The organism is Leptolyngbya sp. FACHB-261 (genome assembly GCF_014696065.1).
GTDB lineage: Bacteria > Cyanobacteriota > Cyanobacteriia > FACHB-261 > FACHB-261 > FACHB-261.
The window spans coordinates 404,459-419,294 of sequence record NZ_JACJPL010000026.1 but is presented as its reverse complement, the minus strand read 5'-3'; the positions used below and the strand labels follow the sequence as shown (position 1 = coordinate 419,294).

The 14,836-nt window shown below is 52.7% G+C and carries 16 protein-coding genes and 1 pseudogene; 8 read left to right on the top strand and 9 right to left on the bottom strand.

The genetic code is table 11. From position 1 onward, the window contains the following. Window positions 1-4: 4 nt before the first annotated feature. A complete protein-coding gene (locus H6F94_RS17955) occupies window positions 5-1,102 on the bottom strand; it encodes a Get3/ArsA fold putative tail anchor-mediating ATPase NosAFP (RefSeq protein ID WP_190803603.1) in 1,098 nt (365 codons plus the stop codon). Continuing rightward, a complete protein-coding gene (locus H6F94_RS17950) occupies window positions 1,099-1,419 on the bottom strand; it encodes an HU family DNA-binding protein (RefSeq protein WP_190803602.1) in 321 nt (106 codons plus the stop codon). Before H6F94_RS17950 ends, H6F94_RS17955 begins: the two co-directional genes overlap by 4 nt. Window positions 1,420-1,518: 99 nt before the next feature. Here H6F94_RS17950 and H6F94_RS17945 point away from each other — a divergent pair, with 99 nt between their 5' ends. After that, a complete protein-coding gene (locus tag H6F94_RS17945; RefSeq protein ID WP_190803601.1) occupies window positions 1,519-1,878 on the top strand; it encodes a hypothetical protein in 360 nt (119 codons plus the stop codon). Between the two features lie 804 nt (window positions 1,879-2,682). Here the strand turns inward: H6F94_RS17945 and H6F94_RS33020 are convergent. Next, window positions 2,683-2,805, bottom strand: coding sequence for a hypothetical protein (locus H6F94_RS33020; protein WP_277878117.1), 123 nt, complete (start codon window positions 2,803-2,805; stop codon window positions 2,683-2,685). A 95-nt stretch (window positions 2,806-2,900) separates the two neighbouring features. Here H6F94_RS33020 and H6F94_RS17940 point away from each other — a divergent pair, with 95 nt between their 5' ends. After that, window positions 2,901-3,209, top strand: a complete 309-nt coding sequence (locus H6F94_RS17940) for a hypothetical protein (RefSeq protein ID WP_190803600.1) — start codon at window positions 2,901-2,903, stop codon at window positions 3,207-3,209. A 114-nt stretch (window positions 3,210-3,323) separates the two neighbouring features. Then, window positions 3,324-4,103, top strand: coding sequence for a 3-methyl-2-oxobutanoate hydroxymethyltransferase (gene panB, locus H6F94_RS17935; protein ID WP_190803599.1), 780 nt, complete (start codon window positions 3,324-3,326; stop codon window positions 4,101-4,103). Between the two features lie 47 nt (window positions 4,104-4,150). On the opposite strand, the gene H6F94_RS17930 is transcribed toward panB, so the two are convergent. Then, a complete protein-coding gene (locus H6F94_RS17930) occupies window positions 4,151-5,206 on the bottom strand; it encodes a tetratricopeptide repeat protein (protein ID WP_190803598.1) in 1,056 nt (351 codons plus the stop codon). 157 nt (window positions 5,207-5,363) lie between these two features. Between H6F94_RS17930 and H6F94_RS17925 the strand changes: the two genes are divergently transcribed. Next, complete coding sequence (locus tag H6F94_RS17925; protein WP_313949323.1) at window positions 5,364-5,987, top strand: glutathione S-transferase N-terminal domain-containing protein; 624 nt, start codon at window positions 5,364-5,366, stop codon at window positions 5,985-5,987. Between the two features lie 7 nt (window positions 5,988-5,994). Here H6F94_RS17925 and H6F94_RS17920 read toward each other — a convergent pair whose 3' ends face one another. The 5 genes and pseudogenes from H6F94_RS17920 to H6F94_RS17900 form a co-directional block, all read right to left on the bottom strand. Further along, the gene (locus H6F94_RS17920) at window positions 5,995-6,729 is read right to left on the bottom strand and encodes a DUF8692 domain-containing protein (protein ID WP_190803597.1); all 735 of its coding nucleotides are present in this window, start codon (window positions 6,727-6,729) and stop codon (window positions 5,995-5,997) included. Between the two features lie 225 nt (window positions 6,730-6,954). Continuing rightward, window positions 6,955-8,745 carry a translational GTPase TypA gene (typA, locus tag H6F94_RS17915; protein WP_190803596.1) on the bottom strand — a complete coding sequence of 597 codons (1,791 nt, stop codon included), beginning with the start codon at window positions 8,743-8,745 and terminating at the stop codon, window positions 6,955-6,957. Window positions 8,746-8,841: 96 nt separating this feature from the next. Next, window positions 8,842-9,114, bottom strand: a pseudogene (locus H6F94_RS17910) (YetF domain-containing protein); the annotation flags it as partial. A 12-nt stretch (window positions 9,115-9,126) separates the two neighbouring features. Next, a complete protein-coding gene (locus H6F94_RS17905; protein ID WP_190803595.1) occupies window positions 9,127-9,423 on the bottom strand; it encodes a DUF421 domain-containing protein in 297 nt (98 codons plus the stop codon). 236 nt (window positions 9,424-9,659) lie between these two features. Beyond that, window positions 9,660-9,914: a hypothetical protein gene (locus tag H6F94_RS17900; RefSeq protein ID WP_190803594.1), complete on the bottom strand. Its 255-nt coding sequence runs from the start codon at window positions 9,912-9,914 to the stop codon at window positions 9,660-9,662. 249 nt (window positions 9,915-10,163) lie between these two features. Between H6F94_RS17900 and H6F94_RS17895 the strand changes: the two genes are divergently transcribed. The 4 genes from H6F94_RS17895 (at window position 10,164) to H6F94_RS33605 (ending at window position 14,798) form a co-directional block, all read left to right on the top strand. Then, entirely contained in the window at window positions 10,164-11,630 is a 1,467-nt protein-coding gene (locus tag H6F94_RS17895; RefSeq protein ID WP_190803593.1) for a folate/biopterin family MFS transporter, read from the top strand. Between the two features lie 80 nt (window positions 11,631-11,710). Then, the gene (locus H6F94_RS17890; protein ID WP_190803592.1) at window positions 11,711-13,147 is read left to right on the top strand and encodes a hypothetical protein; all 1,437 of its coding nucleotides are present in this window, start codon (window positions 11,711-11,713) and stop codon (window positions 13,145-13,147) included. Between the two features lie 245 nt (window positions 13,148-13,392). Continuing rightward, window positions 13,393-14,613, top strand: a complete 1,221-nt coding sequence (locus H6F94_RS17885; protein WP_190803591.1) for a GAF domain-containing sensor histidine kinase — start codon at window positions 13,393-13,395, stop codon at window positions 14,611-14,613. Continuing rightward, window positions 14,526-14,798 (top strand): sensor histidine kinase, encoded by a 273-nt coding sequence (locus H6F94_RS33605; RefSeq protein ID WP_190803942.1) that lies wholly within the window; start codon window positions 14,526-14,528, stop codon window positions 14,796-14,798. Before H6F94_RS17885 ends, H6F94_RS33605 begins: the two co-directional genes overlap by 88 nt. Window positions 14,799-14,836 lie beyond the last annotated feature (38 nt).

Below are 14,836 nucleotides of genomic sequence, written 5' to 3'. Positions count from 1 at the left end.
GGCGTTAGCCGAAGGAGACGATCAGGTGTCCTTCGTGGAATTTGGCGCCTGTAGCCTTTCTACCACTCAGTTCGGGAGGCAGAAACAGGTTGCGGCGCTGATCGCCTGCATCAATCGTGACTTCTGGCCCAGACTGGGTGAGCTTGACTTGCTTTTTGTCGAAGCCTGGCAGAAAGAGGCTAACGGTTTTTTGGGCCAGGTTGATTGTGACCGGCTTGGGGGCACTGGCGGTTTGGGTCAGGTCGGGCAGGGCATCAACCAGGGGTTGCCAGTTGCCGGGTTCGATGTTGGGCAGGGCGTAAGCCGTGAGCGGATTGAAGGCATCGCCCAGGCTGCCGCTGTCCTCAGATCGATTGAGTAGGGTACCACCCACGGTTAGGCCGATTTGTTGAGCGCTGCCCCAGAGGTACTGGGCGGTGGCGATGCTGGCGGCGTCGGTGCTGGTGACCAAGTAAGCGGCCATGCGACTGGGGTCTGAAACGGCCTGTCGTCCGTTCTCCAGCATGTTGTTGACTTGGTTGGTCTGCTTGTCGATGCCGTCGCCGGGCCAGTTGACGTTGAGCACGGTGGTGCTGGCGAGTTGGATCACCGGCATCAGGTTGCGGCCAAAGTCGGAGTCGGTGAATAGCTTGCGGAAGCGACGGATATACCAGCTCAGAATCTCTGGAGTTCCCAGCATGCGCAGGCTGACGTTGTCACCAGGGCCGTCATAGAGAATGACATCGTACTGGCCGGTGGCGTCGTATTCGCGCAGAGCATTGAGCGCCAGGGCGCTGTCCATGCCAGGCAGGATGCCCAGTTCCTGCCCGTAGACTTCTTTGAAGAAAGGCGTGCGCAGGTACTGGGCTTCGAGTTTTTTGACTTCTTCCCAGCTCTGCTCTAACAGGACGGTGCCCTGGAGCTGGATCGCTTTGAAGTTGGGGCTGATTTCTTGGATTTGAGCGCTGACTGGCTGCCCTAAAAGCAAGCTGAGCCCTGGACCGGCTTGTTGATGGGCCAGTAGTACGCGTTTGCCCTGCGCACTGAGCGCTTTAGCAGCAGCAATCGCGATGGTGGTGCGGCCAACGCCGCCTTTTCCCAAAAAGGTCAGTATCAGGCTCATAGGGGATCAGAAGGCAGGGGTTGAGGATTGGAGGATTGGAGTCGTTGACAGAGCGTGGGTCCGGGGACAAACGCAGGGACGTAAGCACCTGGAATGGTCAGGGGCTCACGGGTCCGAGGATGAATGCCGGAACGGGGCCGTCGGTAGCGCACCCTAAAAGTGCCAAAGCCGCTTAAGGTTACGCTTTTGTGCTGGCTGAGGGCATCTGTCAGAGTGGTGATCAGGGCATCGAGGCTAGCTGAGGCAAGGGAGTGGCTCAGCCCATCAACCTGATCAACCATGTTACGAACCAGATCTTGGCGGTTGAGGTCTGCCATACCTGTGCCATGTTGCGGGGTTAGGGTTGGGTGGCCTTTGGCCGCTTCATAGTCTACCAGGGTGGTTCTAGTGACAGGTTGATGAGATGAGCCGGGCGATTGAAATCACCGGGGATCCTCGTGCGAGAGGCTTCAACCCTTGTAAATGAGGTCCTGACACTCATTAATGAGGCTTTGATCCTCGTGAATGAGGCTTTGAGGTTCACTAGAGAGGTTCTGAGGCTCATTAATGAAGCTTCAAGTCTCTTTAATGAGGTTCTGATCCTCGTGAATGAAGCTCAGAGGTTCATTAATAAGGTTTTAAGGTTCGTGAATGAAGCTCGGAGGCTCTTTACTGAGGTTCTAAGGTTCCTGAATGAAGCTCGGAGGCTCATTAATGAGGAATTTAGGCTTAATGACGAGCAGTTGAGGCTTCTCGGGTGCGGAGATCGCACCCCTACCAGACAAATCGGGCTGTAGGGGCACGGTCTCCGTGCCCTGAGTGAGGGTCACATCAACAATGGCGGGCAGTTGAGGTTTCTCGGGTGCAAAGACCGCACCCCTACCGGGCAGATCGAATTGTATTTGCTGAAGGCATTGGCACTCTTTGCTGTATTTGATAACGAATACAGGGTAAGAATTACGCTTCAAAAGCTCACCCACCTCTACCAAACAACCCAGAACGAAAGCCTTTTAGAAGCAGTGGAACAGGGGCAGAAGTTATTTGAAACCGCAGCGTAGATTTCCAGATTCAAGCTCGATTCAACAGACCCTAAGCAACCCTAGTTACCAAACCAACGAAAACCGCTTGCGCAAAACTTTAAGTAGGTGCAATGTCTTGAATCAGCTCGGTCGATGAAGCACCGCTTGGGAGCTACTGGACAACTCCCAGGCGGCTAACCCCTAAGCTGAACGAACCAGCCCAGAGGCTCACGGTAGTTTACACTGCAACGCCTCTCCATCTCTGATGGCTCGGGCAGCTGAAAAGGCGCGGATTCTAAAGAGTCGGGGGCGGTTTTCTAAGCTGCCCTCTTCAAAAAAACTTGCCATCTTTTAGCAGAGTTCGCCATGCACCTGACGCATGTTCTTCAGCCGCAGCTCAACATTTCGCTTGCGCAAATTGTCCGCTTTCTAAACATTCCCGAATACCAGATCTGCCGCATCGAACACTGGCCCCACTAACTCTTCATCCACCGCAAAGATCGCGGTGGCCAATCCATCAGCTATCGCGCCTTCGCCCAATAGAGCGAGCGCATCAGCCAAACCATCCAAGCCTGCGCCGACCTACGCGTCTTGCCCTGGTTCGCCCAAGTCCTCAAAGCGGAACTCCAACGCTTCATCTATCCCGAACCTATCCTCAACCACTGGCGACACCTCTGGCGCAGTTGCCATTGGCAGCTGTGCCATTGGCAACTGCGCCAAGAGACTCAACCCACACCGTAAGGGCGCATAACTGCGCAACCTGCCCCAAGCCCCATCAAACCACTATCCAAAACAAACCCATGTCTTCCCGCATCCGTGTCCAGCTCTGGGACCACATCACCCGTGAGCTAAATCTCTCGTCCCAAACCAAACTGCTCCTGCTGGTGATCGCCAACTACACCGATGCCCGCAGCCTCAAAGCCCACGCCCCCCTGTCCCTGCTCATCCTCAGAACCGGCCTGCGCGAACCTGAAGCCACCCATCTGCTCGACATCCTGGCCGCCAGCGAATACGTCCGGCGCAGCCAACCCCCGGTCACCAACTCCCTGCCCATCCCTCTCTATGACCTACGCGAACGACTAGTCCGAGACGCCCTGCGCAATCCCTAGCCAGAGGCCATACCAGACCCGCCCTCAGCCCTAGCCCCCTCAGCTAGAACCATTGAGAACATTCCAGGACCACAGACCCGTGGGAGGATGAAAGGAGTGCAGTAGGAGCTCGCTATGCCTATCAACATCCACCATTTCGAGCGCTGCAAGCAGCAAGGGAAACCGATCGTTGCCCTCACCGCTTGGGAGTTCTCCTCTGCTCAAGTGCTCGACCAGTGTGGCGTCGATTTGCTGCTGGTTGGCGACAGTCTGGCAATGGTCGCCCTCGGCTACACCTCAACCCTGCCGATCACCTTGGATGAGATCCTCCACCATGCCAAAGCCGTACGTCGGGCCGTAACTCAAGCCTTCCTGGTCGTCGATCTCCCCTTCCTCAGTTACCAGGAAAGCCCCCAACAGGCCATGCACTCCGCCGGACGTGCTCTCAAAGAAGCCGAAGCACAAGCCGTCAAGCTAGAAGGCGGACACACCGAGATCGTGCAAACCGTTCGCTACTTGGTGCAAATGGGCGTCCCGGTCATGGGCCACATCGGGCTTACACCTCAGTCCGTAAATCAGGTCGGCGGCTATCGCAAACAGGGCACCGATGCCGAGTCGCAATCGCGCCTGCTCAATGAAGCCAAAGCCCTAGAGGAAGCTGGTGCCTTTTCTATTGTCCTGGAACACATGCCCCCAGAACTGGCCCAGCAGATCTCGCGGACCCTCGCCATTCCCACCATCGGCATCGGTGCCGGTCCTCACTGCGATGGCCAGGTATTAGTCACCCACGACCTGCTGGGCCTATCGGAGTGGCGTCCCCCCTTCGCCAGGGCTTACGCCAACCTGCGCGAAACCATGACCGACGCCGTTAAGCGCTTTAGCGATGATGTTCGCGAACGCCGCTTTCCTGGCTAGGACAGTTTTCCTGGGCAAGACAGTTTTCCCGGCTCAGACCGTTTGGCTCAGCCCCAACTAGCCGGCAGCCGTTGCATCAGCTGGTCGAGTTCATCGACTGTGTCTAGTTCACCCTCGGCGCGGTAAAGTTCTCTGGCCTTCTTAAGAGCAGCCAAGGCTTCAGGCTTTTGGCCCTGCTGGTTCAAGACCGTGCCGAGCTTCCAGTAGATCTCCGCGCTATCCGGCTTAATATGAACCGCTCGGTTAAGCGCAGCCGTGGCCTCAGTCGGATTGCCCTGCTTGTTCAGAGCCACGCCCAACTGAGCATAAGCTTCTGCATCCAACGGGTTCAGTTGAACCACTTTGTTGAGGGTGGCAATCGCCTGAGTCAGATTGCCCTGGTTATAGAATGCTAATGCCAGGTTGTAGTACACCTCAGCATCATCTGGGCTGAGTTGGAGCGCCTTATTAAAGGTGGTAATTGCTCTAGAAAAGTTGCCCTGAGTCTCTAAAGCAATGCCTAAATTGTTGTAAGCATCGATGTTGTTGGGGTCGAGTTGAATCGCCCGTTCGTACACCGCAATCGCCTCAACTAATTCACCCTGATCTTCTAAGGCAACGCCCAGATTCAGATAGGATTCGGCATCGTTGGGGTTGAGCTGAACTGCTGCTTTAAAGGCTTTCACTGCCTTGGCCATGCTACCCAGTTCGATGAGTGCGGTTCCCATACCCACAAAGGCATCAACCTGCTTGGCATCGATTTTGGTCGCTCGTTTATAGGCTTCCACCGCAGCAGTCAAGTTGCCTTGCTTGCGCAGTGCGTGACCTAAAACAGTCAGGGCAATCACATCATTGGGTTTGCACTTAATGGCTCTCTTGTAAGCCTTAACTGCATCCGCCAGGTTGCCCTGCTCTTCTAGAACATTGCCTAGCTTTATGTGAGCTTCGCCTAGCTTCGGATTGAGTTGCAGGGCTCGATTGTACGCTCGGATCGCTTCGCCCAGATTGCCCTGAATTTCCAGGGAATTGCCTAAGCGCAAATAAGCTTCAACAGAATTGGGATTGGACTGAGCAACCTTTTTGTAGGTTGCAATCGCTTCGGTTAGTTTGCCTCGGTTCGTCATAAGTGCTCTGGATTCGGAGTGACACTCTGCCCAGTGCCGCCCCTGTTGCGCATCAGAAAAGCTGATTTATCCTAGCATTGTTCCGGTTATCCCCGTTGAGACCAGTAGTGAAATCAGCGCTTTTGCCTAAATTCAGTAACCTGGAAGTGAACTCCTAGTGAACTCTAGAGGGCAGCGCATGATCGATCTTTATACCTTCACCACGCCAAACGGACGCAAAGCCTCAATCATGTTGGAAGAGGTGGGGTTGCCTTATACCGCCCACCGCATTGACATCACTAAGGGTGATCAATCTAAGCCTGAGTTTGTTGCCATTAATCCCAATAGCAAGATTCCAGCCATCGTGGACCGAGACACAGACATCACCGTATTTGAGTCCGGTGCAATTCTGATCTATCTCGCAGAGACAACCGGGCAGTTATTACCGACCGAACCTAAGGCCCGCTACACCGTTGTGCAATGGCTGATGTTTCAGATGGGCGGCGTAGGACCTATGTTTGGCCAACTCAATCACTTTAAGCGCTTTGCGCCAGAGCAAATTCCCTACGCGATTGAGCGCTATACCAAAGAAACCCTACGTCTTTACGGAGTGCTCGACCGCCAGCTCAAAGACCACGAATTCATCTGTGGCGATTATTCAATCGCCGATGTTGCAACTTACCCCTGGGTAGCAATCTATGAGTCTCAGGGTTTGACCCTCGACGAGCATCCCAATCTCAAACGCTGGGTCGAGGCTGTGCAACAACGGCCAGCCGTGCAAAAGGGAATGGCAGTTCCCTGAAGAACCTCTAGTTCAGCAAGCTAGGATTCTGGTTTTGAGCCTGGTCTTGGACGGTGAGGCTATTGTCAAGCTGAAAGCCTTCAACCTGAACGCTAATGTAAGAGAGCAGCGTATAGATGAATGCAACAATGCCTAGCATCTCCAAGCACTCTTCGAGGGTCGTGATCATGGCATAAGCGATATTCTCTTCGCCGTGGAGTTCTGAGTAGTAGCCCCCCACCAACTCCATACCAAGCGCGCCAGCCAAATAGATCGCCCCTGAGATCAAGAACAAGCGCAAAGTCTTGGGGGGCAAAGCGGCAAGAAATTTCAGATACACCAACAACACCAGCAGCACAAAAGCGATACCAGGAATAACCCACGCCTGGTAAAGCAAACCACTGGTATTGAGCGCAGAACGTAGGGGTCTGATCGCCTTTTCGTGAATGCTCAAAGCCTCATCGCAAGACAAATACAAAAAGATAAAGGACAGAATTCCCCAGTGCAACACAAAGCGGTCATTTATCTGTTTTCTGATCAGGGTAATGAGGGCCAAAAGAAGGGCACAAAACAGCAATGCCACGGAAGAATACCAGGTAGGAATACTGGCTTCAATATCAGTATCAAACAATGGCACCAGACCAAACAAATAGGGACGGCCCAAAAAGTATTTGCAAAATTGTGCAGCGATATTGGCGAAGGTTAAACCTGCCACTACATAGACTAGAAATTGAGTGATTTTTCTAGGGGAAACAGAGATCATGGAGATAACAACGAACCCTTGTTAAAGACGGCTATCCGGCGCTCGATTTAAAAATAGGTTAAGACGCACTTGATTAAGTTCAAATTAAGATAGGATAAGGCCAGATTAAGATTAGGTAAAATTAGTCTTTAGGACCAACGTAGAGCACGATCAAAAAACAAACGGGTACCAGTCGGTACCCGTTTATTAATTAAAAGTGGGTTGGATCTAGCGCACCGACACGTACTAGCGCTTCACCAACTTCTTCGACAGCTTGCGGAGACGGACTGACTTCGGCGTCACTTCTACCAGTTCGTCAGCGCTGATGTACTCTAGGGCTCGCTCCAGGTTCATATCGATCGGAGTCTGCAATTGCACTAGTTCTTCGCCACCAGAAGCACGGTGGTTGGTCAATTGCTTGGTCTTGCAGACGTTGAGTTCCAGATCCTGGGGCCGGTTGTGCTCGCCTAAAATCATGCCCTTGTAGACGCGAGTCCCAGGGCTAATGAAGAAGGCCCCCCGGTCCTCAGCGTTCTTCATGGCGTAGAAGGTAGAAGTGCCCTCTTCGAAGGAGATCAACACACCATTCCGGCGAGTCTCGACTTCACCTGCCAGGGGCCGGTAGTCCAGGAAGCTGTGGTTCATGATGCCTTCCCCACGGGTTAGGCGCATGAACTCCCCTCGGAAACCCACTAGACCCCGAGCTGGAATTACGAACTCCAACTGAGTGCGGTTGTTGCCACCTGGCATCATGTCTTGCATCTCAGATTTGCGCTGGCCCAGCTTCTCGATACAAGCTCCCGCCGTATCAGTTGGCACGTCCATCACCAGGCACTCGTAAGGCTCACAAGGCTGTCCATTCACTTCCCGGTAGATTACCTGCGGCTGTGATACCTGGAACTCGTAGCCTTCACGTCGCATGGTTTCGATCAGGATGCCCAAGTGCAGTTCACCCCGTCCAGCCACTGCGAAGCGGTCGGGCGAATCGGTTTCATCCACACGCAAAGCAACGTTAGTCTCCAGTTCGCGGAATAGGCGGTCACGCAACTGACGTGAGGTGACGTAGGTGCCCTCTTGGCCGGCGAAGGGGGAGTCATTGACCGAGAAGGTCATCTGCAGGGTCGGCTCATCAACGTGGATCAGGGGCAGAGCCTGGGGATTGTCGGGGGAAGTAATGGTTTCGCCGATGTTGGCATCTGCAAAACCGGCGACTGCCACAATGTTGCCTGCAGTGGCCTCTTCCAAATCGATCCGCTTGAGGCCATCAAAACCCTGAAGCTTAGCAACTTTGGCCTTGATGATGTTGCCATCATCTTTGACTAGGGCTGCTTGCTGACCTGCCTTAATCCGTCCATTGTGAATTTTACCGATCACAATCCGACCTAAGTATTCGGAGTAGTCCAGGGTAGTGACTTGCAGTTGCAGAGGCTTCTCTGGATCGCCAACTGGCGGTGGTACATGCCGCAGGAAAGCATCGAAGAGCGGCTTCATGTCTGCGCCTTCTTCTTCGAGGGTTTCCTTGGCGTAACCCTGGAGGCCAGAGGCAAATAGGTAGGGGAACTCGCACTGATCGTCATCTGCACCCAATTCCAGGAACAGATCCAGCACCTTGTCAATCGCACGGTGGGGGTCAGCTTGAGGACGATCAATCTTGTTGACGAGAACAATGGGTCGCAGCCCCTTCTCCAGTGCCTTCTTAAGCACGAAGCGAGTTTGGGGCATAGGACCTTCGTTGGCATCAACGATCAGGAGACAACCTTCAACCATCCCCAGAACTCGTTCGACTTCACCACCGAAGTCAGCGTGTCCTGGCGTGTCGACGATATTGATCAGGGTCTCTTTGTAGCGAACGGCAGTGTTCTTAGACAAGATTGTGATGCCGCGTTCCCGCTCGATATCGTTGGAGTCCATGACACAGTCTGGGACTTCTTCGCCTTCCCGAAACGTGCCAGACTGCCTGAGTAGGGCATCGACCAGGGTGGTCTTGCCGTGGTCAACGTGAGCAATGATCGCGACGTTGCGAATCGGGAGGGTCATAGAAGCCAGGGATAGGAAAAAATAGGGCTACCAGTGTCAAGCCTGGTAACGAAGCTTTAACAATTCTATCTCACGCTTGCTCAAGCTAGCCAAGGGTTATTGTCCTCCTCGGAGCTGCTGAGATATTGCACTCAGACCAGTTTCAATACGGGCCAGCTGCTCAACAATGGCTTGAGTCCGTAGTTCATCTTGGCTGGGACGCTGAGGCTCTACCGTAAGACTGCCGCTGGTCTCCAAAATAGCAACTTTAATCTCCGACAAATCTTCGAAACCCTGACGTCGTAGGCTTGCTCTGAGTTCGGCTTGTGTAATCACCTCGGCTGTCAAGTGCTCTAGGATGACCTGACCATTGCTGACTAAGGTCGTGAGAGTACCTTCTACCTATCGGCTCACCACCGGATAACGGTAGGCAATCTGTACCACTAAATAATTGCAGACCAGAAGGGTTGCGGCACCAATTGCGCCTCCTGATACAGAGTTGTCGTCACCGATGATGGCGTTCTGCACTGTGTTTGAAAGCATCAGCAGCACGACCAGGTCAAACCCTGTGATTTGTCCTAGTTCTCGTTTGCCAGCTAAGCGCAGAGCAACCAGCAGAAAAAAGTAAACCAAGATAGTTCGTCCTATCTTTTCTAGCAGGGAGACGCCAGGAATCAGAAGGTCGGTGAGAAGCTCCATGACAGCTATTGAGGGATAAGTGAGTGTGGTCTGCTTTACCACACTCACTGCACAACTGTATGCACTCAACCCCGTCAATAGTCAAAGCAGTAGCCAAAGCATTTCCGAGCTTTTGGCAACAAGACTGACAAAACTTAAAAATCCACTTGAGAATCTAAAGCTTGAGAAGCCAAAAATAGACCCAGATTTTTAATAGCCTGAGCCCTTGTAAACCTGCTCAGCGAGCTAGCGAAAAATTAAGGATTAAGTGGCAAATCTAAGCCAGCATCAATGCCTTGGCTGAGCCCTGATTGCTGCTGATCGGCCATCAAATCACTGAGTTCGTCAATCTGTATCCCCATGTCCTGGCAAGCTTGCTTCAGCTCCTGGCTGAATGTTGTCAGGTCCTGACCGTAACCGCAAAGATTAGCAGCAACCTCGATTCCCTCTCGCGCATTTGCCCTCGCACAATCAACTAGGTCTGTGCCGTGGAGAGGTGATGAAGCTGCCATAAACTCAACCAAAAATTGCAATTCGGATCGATCGCAATCCTAGTAATAAGCTTGCTTCTTACCACTCTGTCTGGGGGTGGAAAGTCGATTGGGTCCGACTAACGGAGCTGCTTAACTGATTTTGATTAGCTGGGGCTGATGAATCGGCAAGGCTTAATATGCAAGGTCACTGATGCCTGAATTTTCGCATGATGGTAGCAAGAGGCTAGGGGGTATCATAGGAGGGTTGATATTTGTTAAGAATTATCAATGCTCGTTTTCCCTTCCAGTCCCGCTAAGTTCAAATCGTTCCTGACTCAAAAAGTTTTCTTGGGTCATGAACCCACACCTGAACTGGTTGCCATTCTGCTGGTCTACTTTGTACAGGGTGTTCTGGGCTTGGCTCGTCTGGCCGTTAGCTTCTTTCTCAAAGATGAACTGGGCTTAGGTCCAGCTCAGGTTTCTGCCCTAATGGGAATCGCTGCTCTGCCCTGGGTGATCAAGCCAGTATTCGGCTTTCTTTCCGATGGCTTGCCAGTGCTGGGCTATCGGCGGCGTCCCTATCTGGTGTTATCCGGTGTGCTGGGAGCCCTGGCTTGGCTATGCCTAGCAACCGTCGTGCACACTGCTTGGGCAGCAACACTGGTCATTGGTCTCAGTTCGTTTTCGATCGCTATGGCCGATGTGATCGTGGACTCACTGGTAGTAGAACGAGCTCGGATTGAGTCGAGCCGAGAGGCAGGCGCACTTCAGTCCTTGTGCTGGGGCGCTTCCGCCGTGGGTGGAATTCTCACGGCTTACTTCAGTGGCTCGCTGTTGCAGCACTTCAGCACCCATACCGTGTTTGCGATTACGGCGGCGTTTCCGCTGATTGTCTCAGCAGTGGCTGGCTTGATTTCCGAATCACGAGTCACAGAGGCGCCTAGCTGGGCAGCAGCCTTTACTCAGGTGAAGCAGTTGCGTCAGGCCATGACCCAGAAAGCGATTTGGCTACCGACAGCCTTCGTATTTCTGTGGCTAGCAACGCCAACTGCTGATTCAGCGTTTTTCTTTTTCACAACCAACGACTTGGGATTCCAGCCCGAGTTTCTGGGGCGGGTGCGCTTGGTTACCAGCGTGGCTTCCCTGACCGGAGTTTGGATCTTTCAGCGATTCCTAAGACCTGTACCGGTTCGGGTGATCTTTTTCTGGTCAACGCTGCTGTCTGCGGTTCTGGGCATGACCATGCTTCTGCTGGTCACCCATACCAACCGAATGTTGGGCATCGACGATCATTGGTTCAGCATCGGCGACAGCTTGGTTCTGACCGTCATGGGACAGGTCGCTTACATGCCGGTCATGGTTCTAGCCGCTCGGCTGTGCCCACCGGGCATTGAGGCAACACTCTTCGCGCTGCTGATGTCGGTGACCAATTTGGCAGGACTGCTCTCCTACGAGTCCGGTGCCCTACTGATGAACTGGTTAGGGATCAGTGAGAGCAACTTTGATCGGCTCTGGCTGCTGGTTGTGATTACCAATCTCAGCACGTTGTTGCCCTTACCCTTTCTGACTTGGTTACCCAAGGATGAAGCTCAAAGCCAAGCCGAGGTTCCAGCTCTAGCCGCAGCAGCAGAAGCTGGACTGCCACCAGCGGCTCACTTGGAGCAGAGCAGTTTGGGCGATCTCATGCTGGAGCCTTTATTCCCCGAAGCACCAGAGCCAACAGTCGAGCGTCGATCGGGTTCTGGCAAAGCCTAGGCCGTTAAGTCTAGCTGCATGGAGATTGCGCATTGGGTAAGGGTCTTCCATACTCTTGAGGGATATTGCCCCTCAAGAGTATGAACGTTCCAGCCCAAACAACTACTGTCCGCAAAGCATCGCGCGGGGGCAAGTGGTTTGAAAAGTGTATGGCTCTGATTGCTCTAATCGATCTGGGCTGGGTCGCATTTGACCTGAGTTATATTCCCTGGCGAGATGTCTATCTACACAATCTACCTGCTCTGACGCAGCGCTATGACCCCCTAAAGGGCATCGAACCGCATCGAGACACGCAGAGATATCTGGCAACGGTAGCTCAGCTAGAGCGTGAGTTAGCACAAGCAGGTCCACAGGCTCCCCAAGTTGAGAGTTTGCTTGCTAATCTGCGTGAGCAAAGTGCGACCATGATCCAAGAAAATCCGTTTGAAGTGGCCAACAAAACAGGTACTCTCGAAAAGATTAAGCGGCGAGTTCGGGAGCATATCGGCAATGACTCCTCGACTCAATCGTTCAATATCTTCTGGAGCCAAGAACACCTAACTCGCGATCGCTGGCCGCAAGAAATAGCCTTCTTTAACGATCGGATTCGGCCCTTAGTTCAGACTAATTATTGGCGTGCTACAGGCGAGAACGGTGAGCCTGTAGACCAGTTTTGGCGCATTGATTTAATTTTTATTGGCATCTTCGGTCTGGAGTTTTTGGTTCGAACCTTCTATCTCAGCCGTCGCCACCGCCATTTATCCTGGTTTCAGGCCGTGCTTTGGCGTTGGTATGACCTGCCTTTGTTGTTACCTGTATTTCGCTGGCTGCGCGTGCTTCCGGTGACAATTCGGTTGCACCAGGCTAGACTTCTCAATCTAGATCCAGTTTGGATGCAAATCAGTCATAGCTTAGCGACTGGCATGGCTACAGAGATCACCGAGTTGGTGGTCGTACAAATCATCAGCCAGACCCAAACTGCAATTAAGCGAGGGGAGGTTTCTCGTTGGTTACTGCAACCCAGTGAGCATCAATACATCGACATCGACGGAGTTGATAATCTCGCAGTCATTACTACTCATATAGTCGAGACTCTAGTAAATCAGGTACTGCCTAAAATTCAACCTGAGTTAGAAGCTTTACTACGCTATAACCTTGAAGCTGTCTTGCAGCAATTGCCACTTTATCAAGGCCTACAAAACTTACCTGGTTTCCGCGAAGTCCCGGCACAGGTTGCAGGACAAATTGTGGCTAGCCTATCCCAGACAACCCAAGCTACCTTGGCCTCTGCCTTAAAAGACTCCACCGGTGCAGAGCTCTTAAACCAACTGGGACAGCGAACAGCTAGTGTTTTGCGCTCAGAACTACAGGGAAGTCGTACGCTACGACAGATTGAGTCTCTGCTCACAGACCTACTTGAAGAAGTCAAACTTAGCTATTTTGAGCGCTCTCCTGATGACAATCCCAGCTCTAACCTAGAGCAGATTGAAGAATTGCGGGACCACCTACGCGAACAAAGGCAACTACGGCCAGGTTAAGCTCCTAGCCAAAGCCTCTCCGTTGTTTAGGGGTCAAATATAGCCCGCCATGAACAATGGTTAAGAAAAGGTGAATATCCTTGCGGCGAATGTAGCATATGTTACATAGCTCTGTGTAGGCCGCGAGTGTTTAAGTCCTCAAAGTCTTGCACGGCTGTGAGCTGTGATCTCTTTGGCTAGAAGGATTACCCAGCCGAGAGTTCACCCTTTAACTAACGCAGTTCCCTCCCAACAGGTTGATGGCGATGATGAGACTGAAGCCCGAGGCGGCCAGCTGGACCAGTCCAGCTGACGCCGTTCAAGCCTTGATAGAGCGCAAGCAAATTGAGCAGCAGCTCAAGCTTCAAGCTCAGCGGCAAAGTCTGATGTACCACATTGTTCGTCGCATCCGTGCCAGCCTAAATGTGCAGGAAACCCTGGATACCGCTGTGGGTGAGCTGCAGCGCTCAATGAGTAGTGACCGGGTTTTGGTGTATCAGTTTTTACCGGACGGCAGTGGGCTGTGTGTAGCTGAGGCTGTGGTGTCGTCATTCAAGGCGCTGCGCGGGCTGCATCTTGGAGCAGAGCATATCCCTGAGCACTACCGGCAACTCTATGCTCAGGGGCGGATCAGCATAACTCCCTCCGTTGATGCAGCTCTGTTGAGTGAGTGCCATATTCTGTTTTTGCGGACGCTCTCCGTCCAAGCGAAGCTGATCGTGCCGATCCTGCAACAAGACCATCTGTGGGGATTGCTGATCTTTCATCAGTGTACGGGCTCCCGTATTTGGCTTGAGGAGGAGGTGGAGTTCGCTCAAGTTATTGCTGACCAACTAGCGGTTGCGCTGCGGCAGGCTGAACTCTATGAACAGGGCTGTGAGCGCCAAAGATATCTGGAGAGCCAAGTTGCAGAACATACCCAACAGCTGCGGCAGCAAAATGAAGAACTGCATGAGGCTAGTTTACTCAAAGACGCCTTTATCAGTACGGTCAGCCACGAATTGCGGACTCCTCTAGCCAGCATTGACTTAGCAGTCCGAATGCTGAAAGTCACACTTGAACCGCTGCTATCAGATCAGCTTGCCACCAGTTCTAAAATCAGAGCTTATCTCGATATTTTGGAGCAGCAATGTCACCAGGAAATTGAACTGGTCAACGATTTGCTAGACATTCAACGACTAGAGTCTGAGATGCAGATTCTTGAGCAAGAACCTGTTGACCTACAGCAACTGATCCTGTCACGGGCAGAGCTTTGGCGGCCAGGTTTGGAGCAGAAGAGCCTTGAGCTAACCCTTCACTTTGAGCCCCCGCTGTTACTGATTCAGGGGGATCGTATGAGTCTGACACGAATCCTCAGCGAGTTGCTCAATAACGCCTATAAATACACGCCGGCTAACGGCTGGATTCGTATTCAAGTGATACAGGAGCGATTAGCAACCCGGGTACAGTTTATCAATGTGGTCCTGGAATTGGAGCCCATGAGATAGACGCAATTTTCGATAAGTTCTACCGTTCCAAGCAGGCAGTCCACCAAGGAATTCAGGGCACTGGCCTGGGGCTAGCTCTGGTTCAACAACTGCTAAACCTGATGGGCGGTCAGATTACAGCCAGCAGCAACGATGGCGAGACTCACTTCGAAATTTGGCTACCTAATGAGGGACTCAAGCAGTAGGCTTTGGTGAAATCAGTCTTCTTAATCAGTTGCGCTGA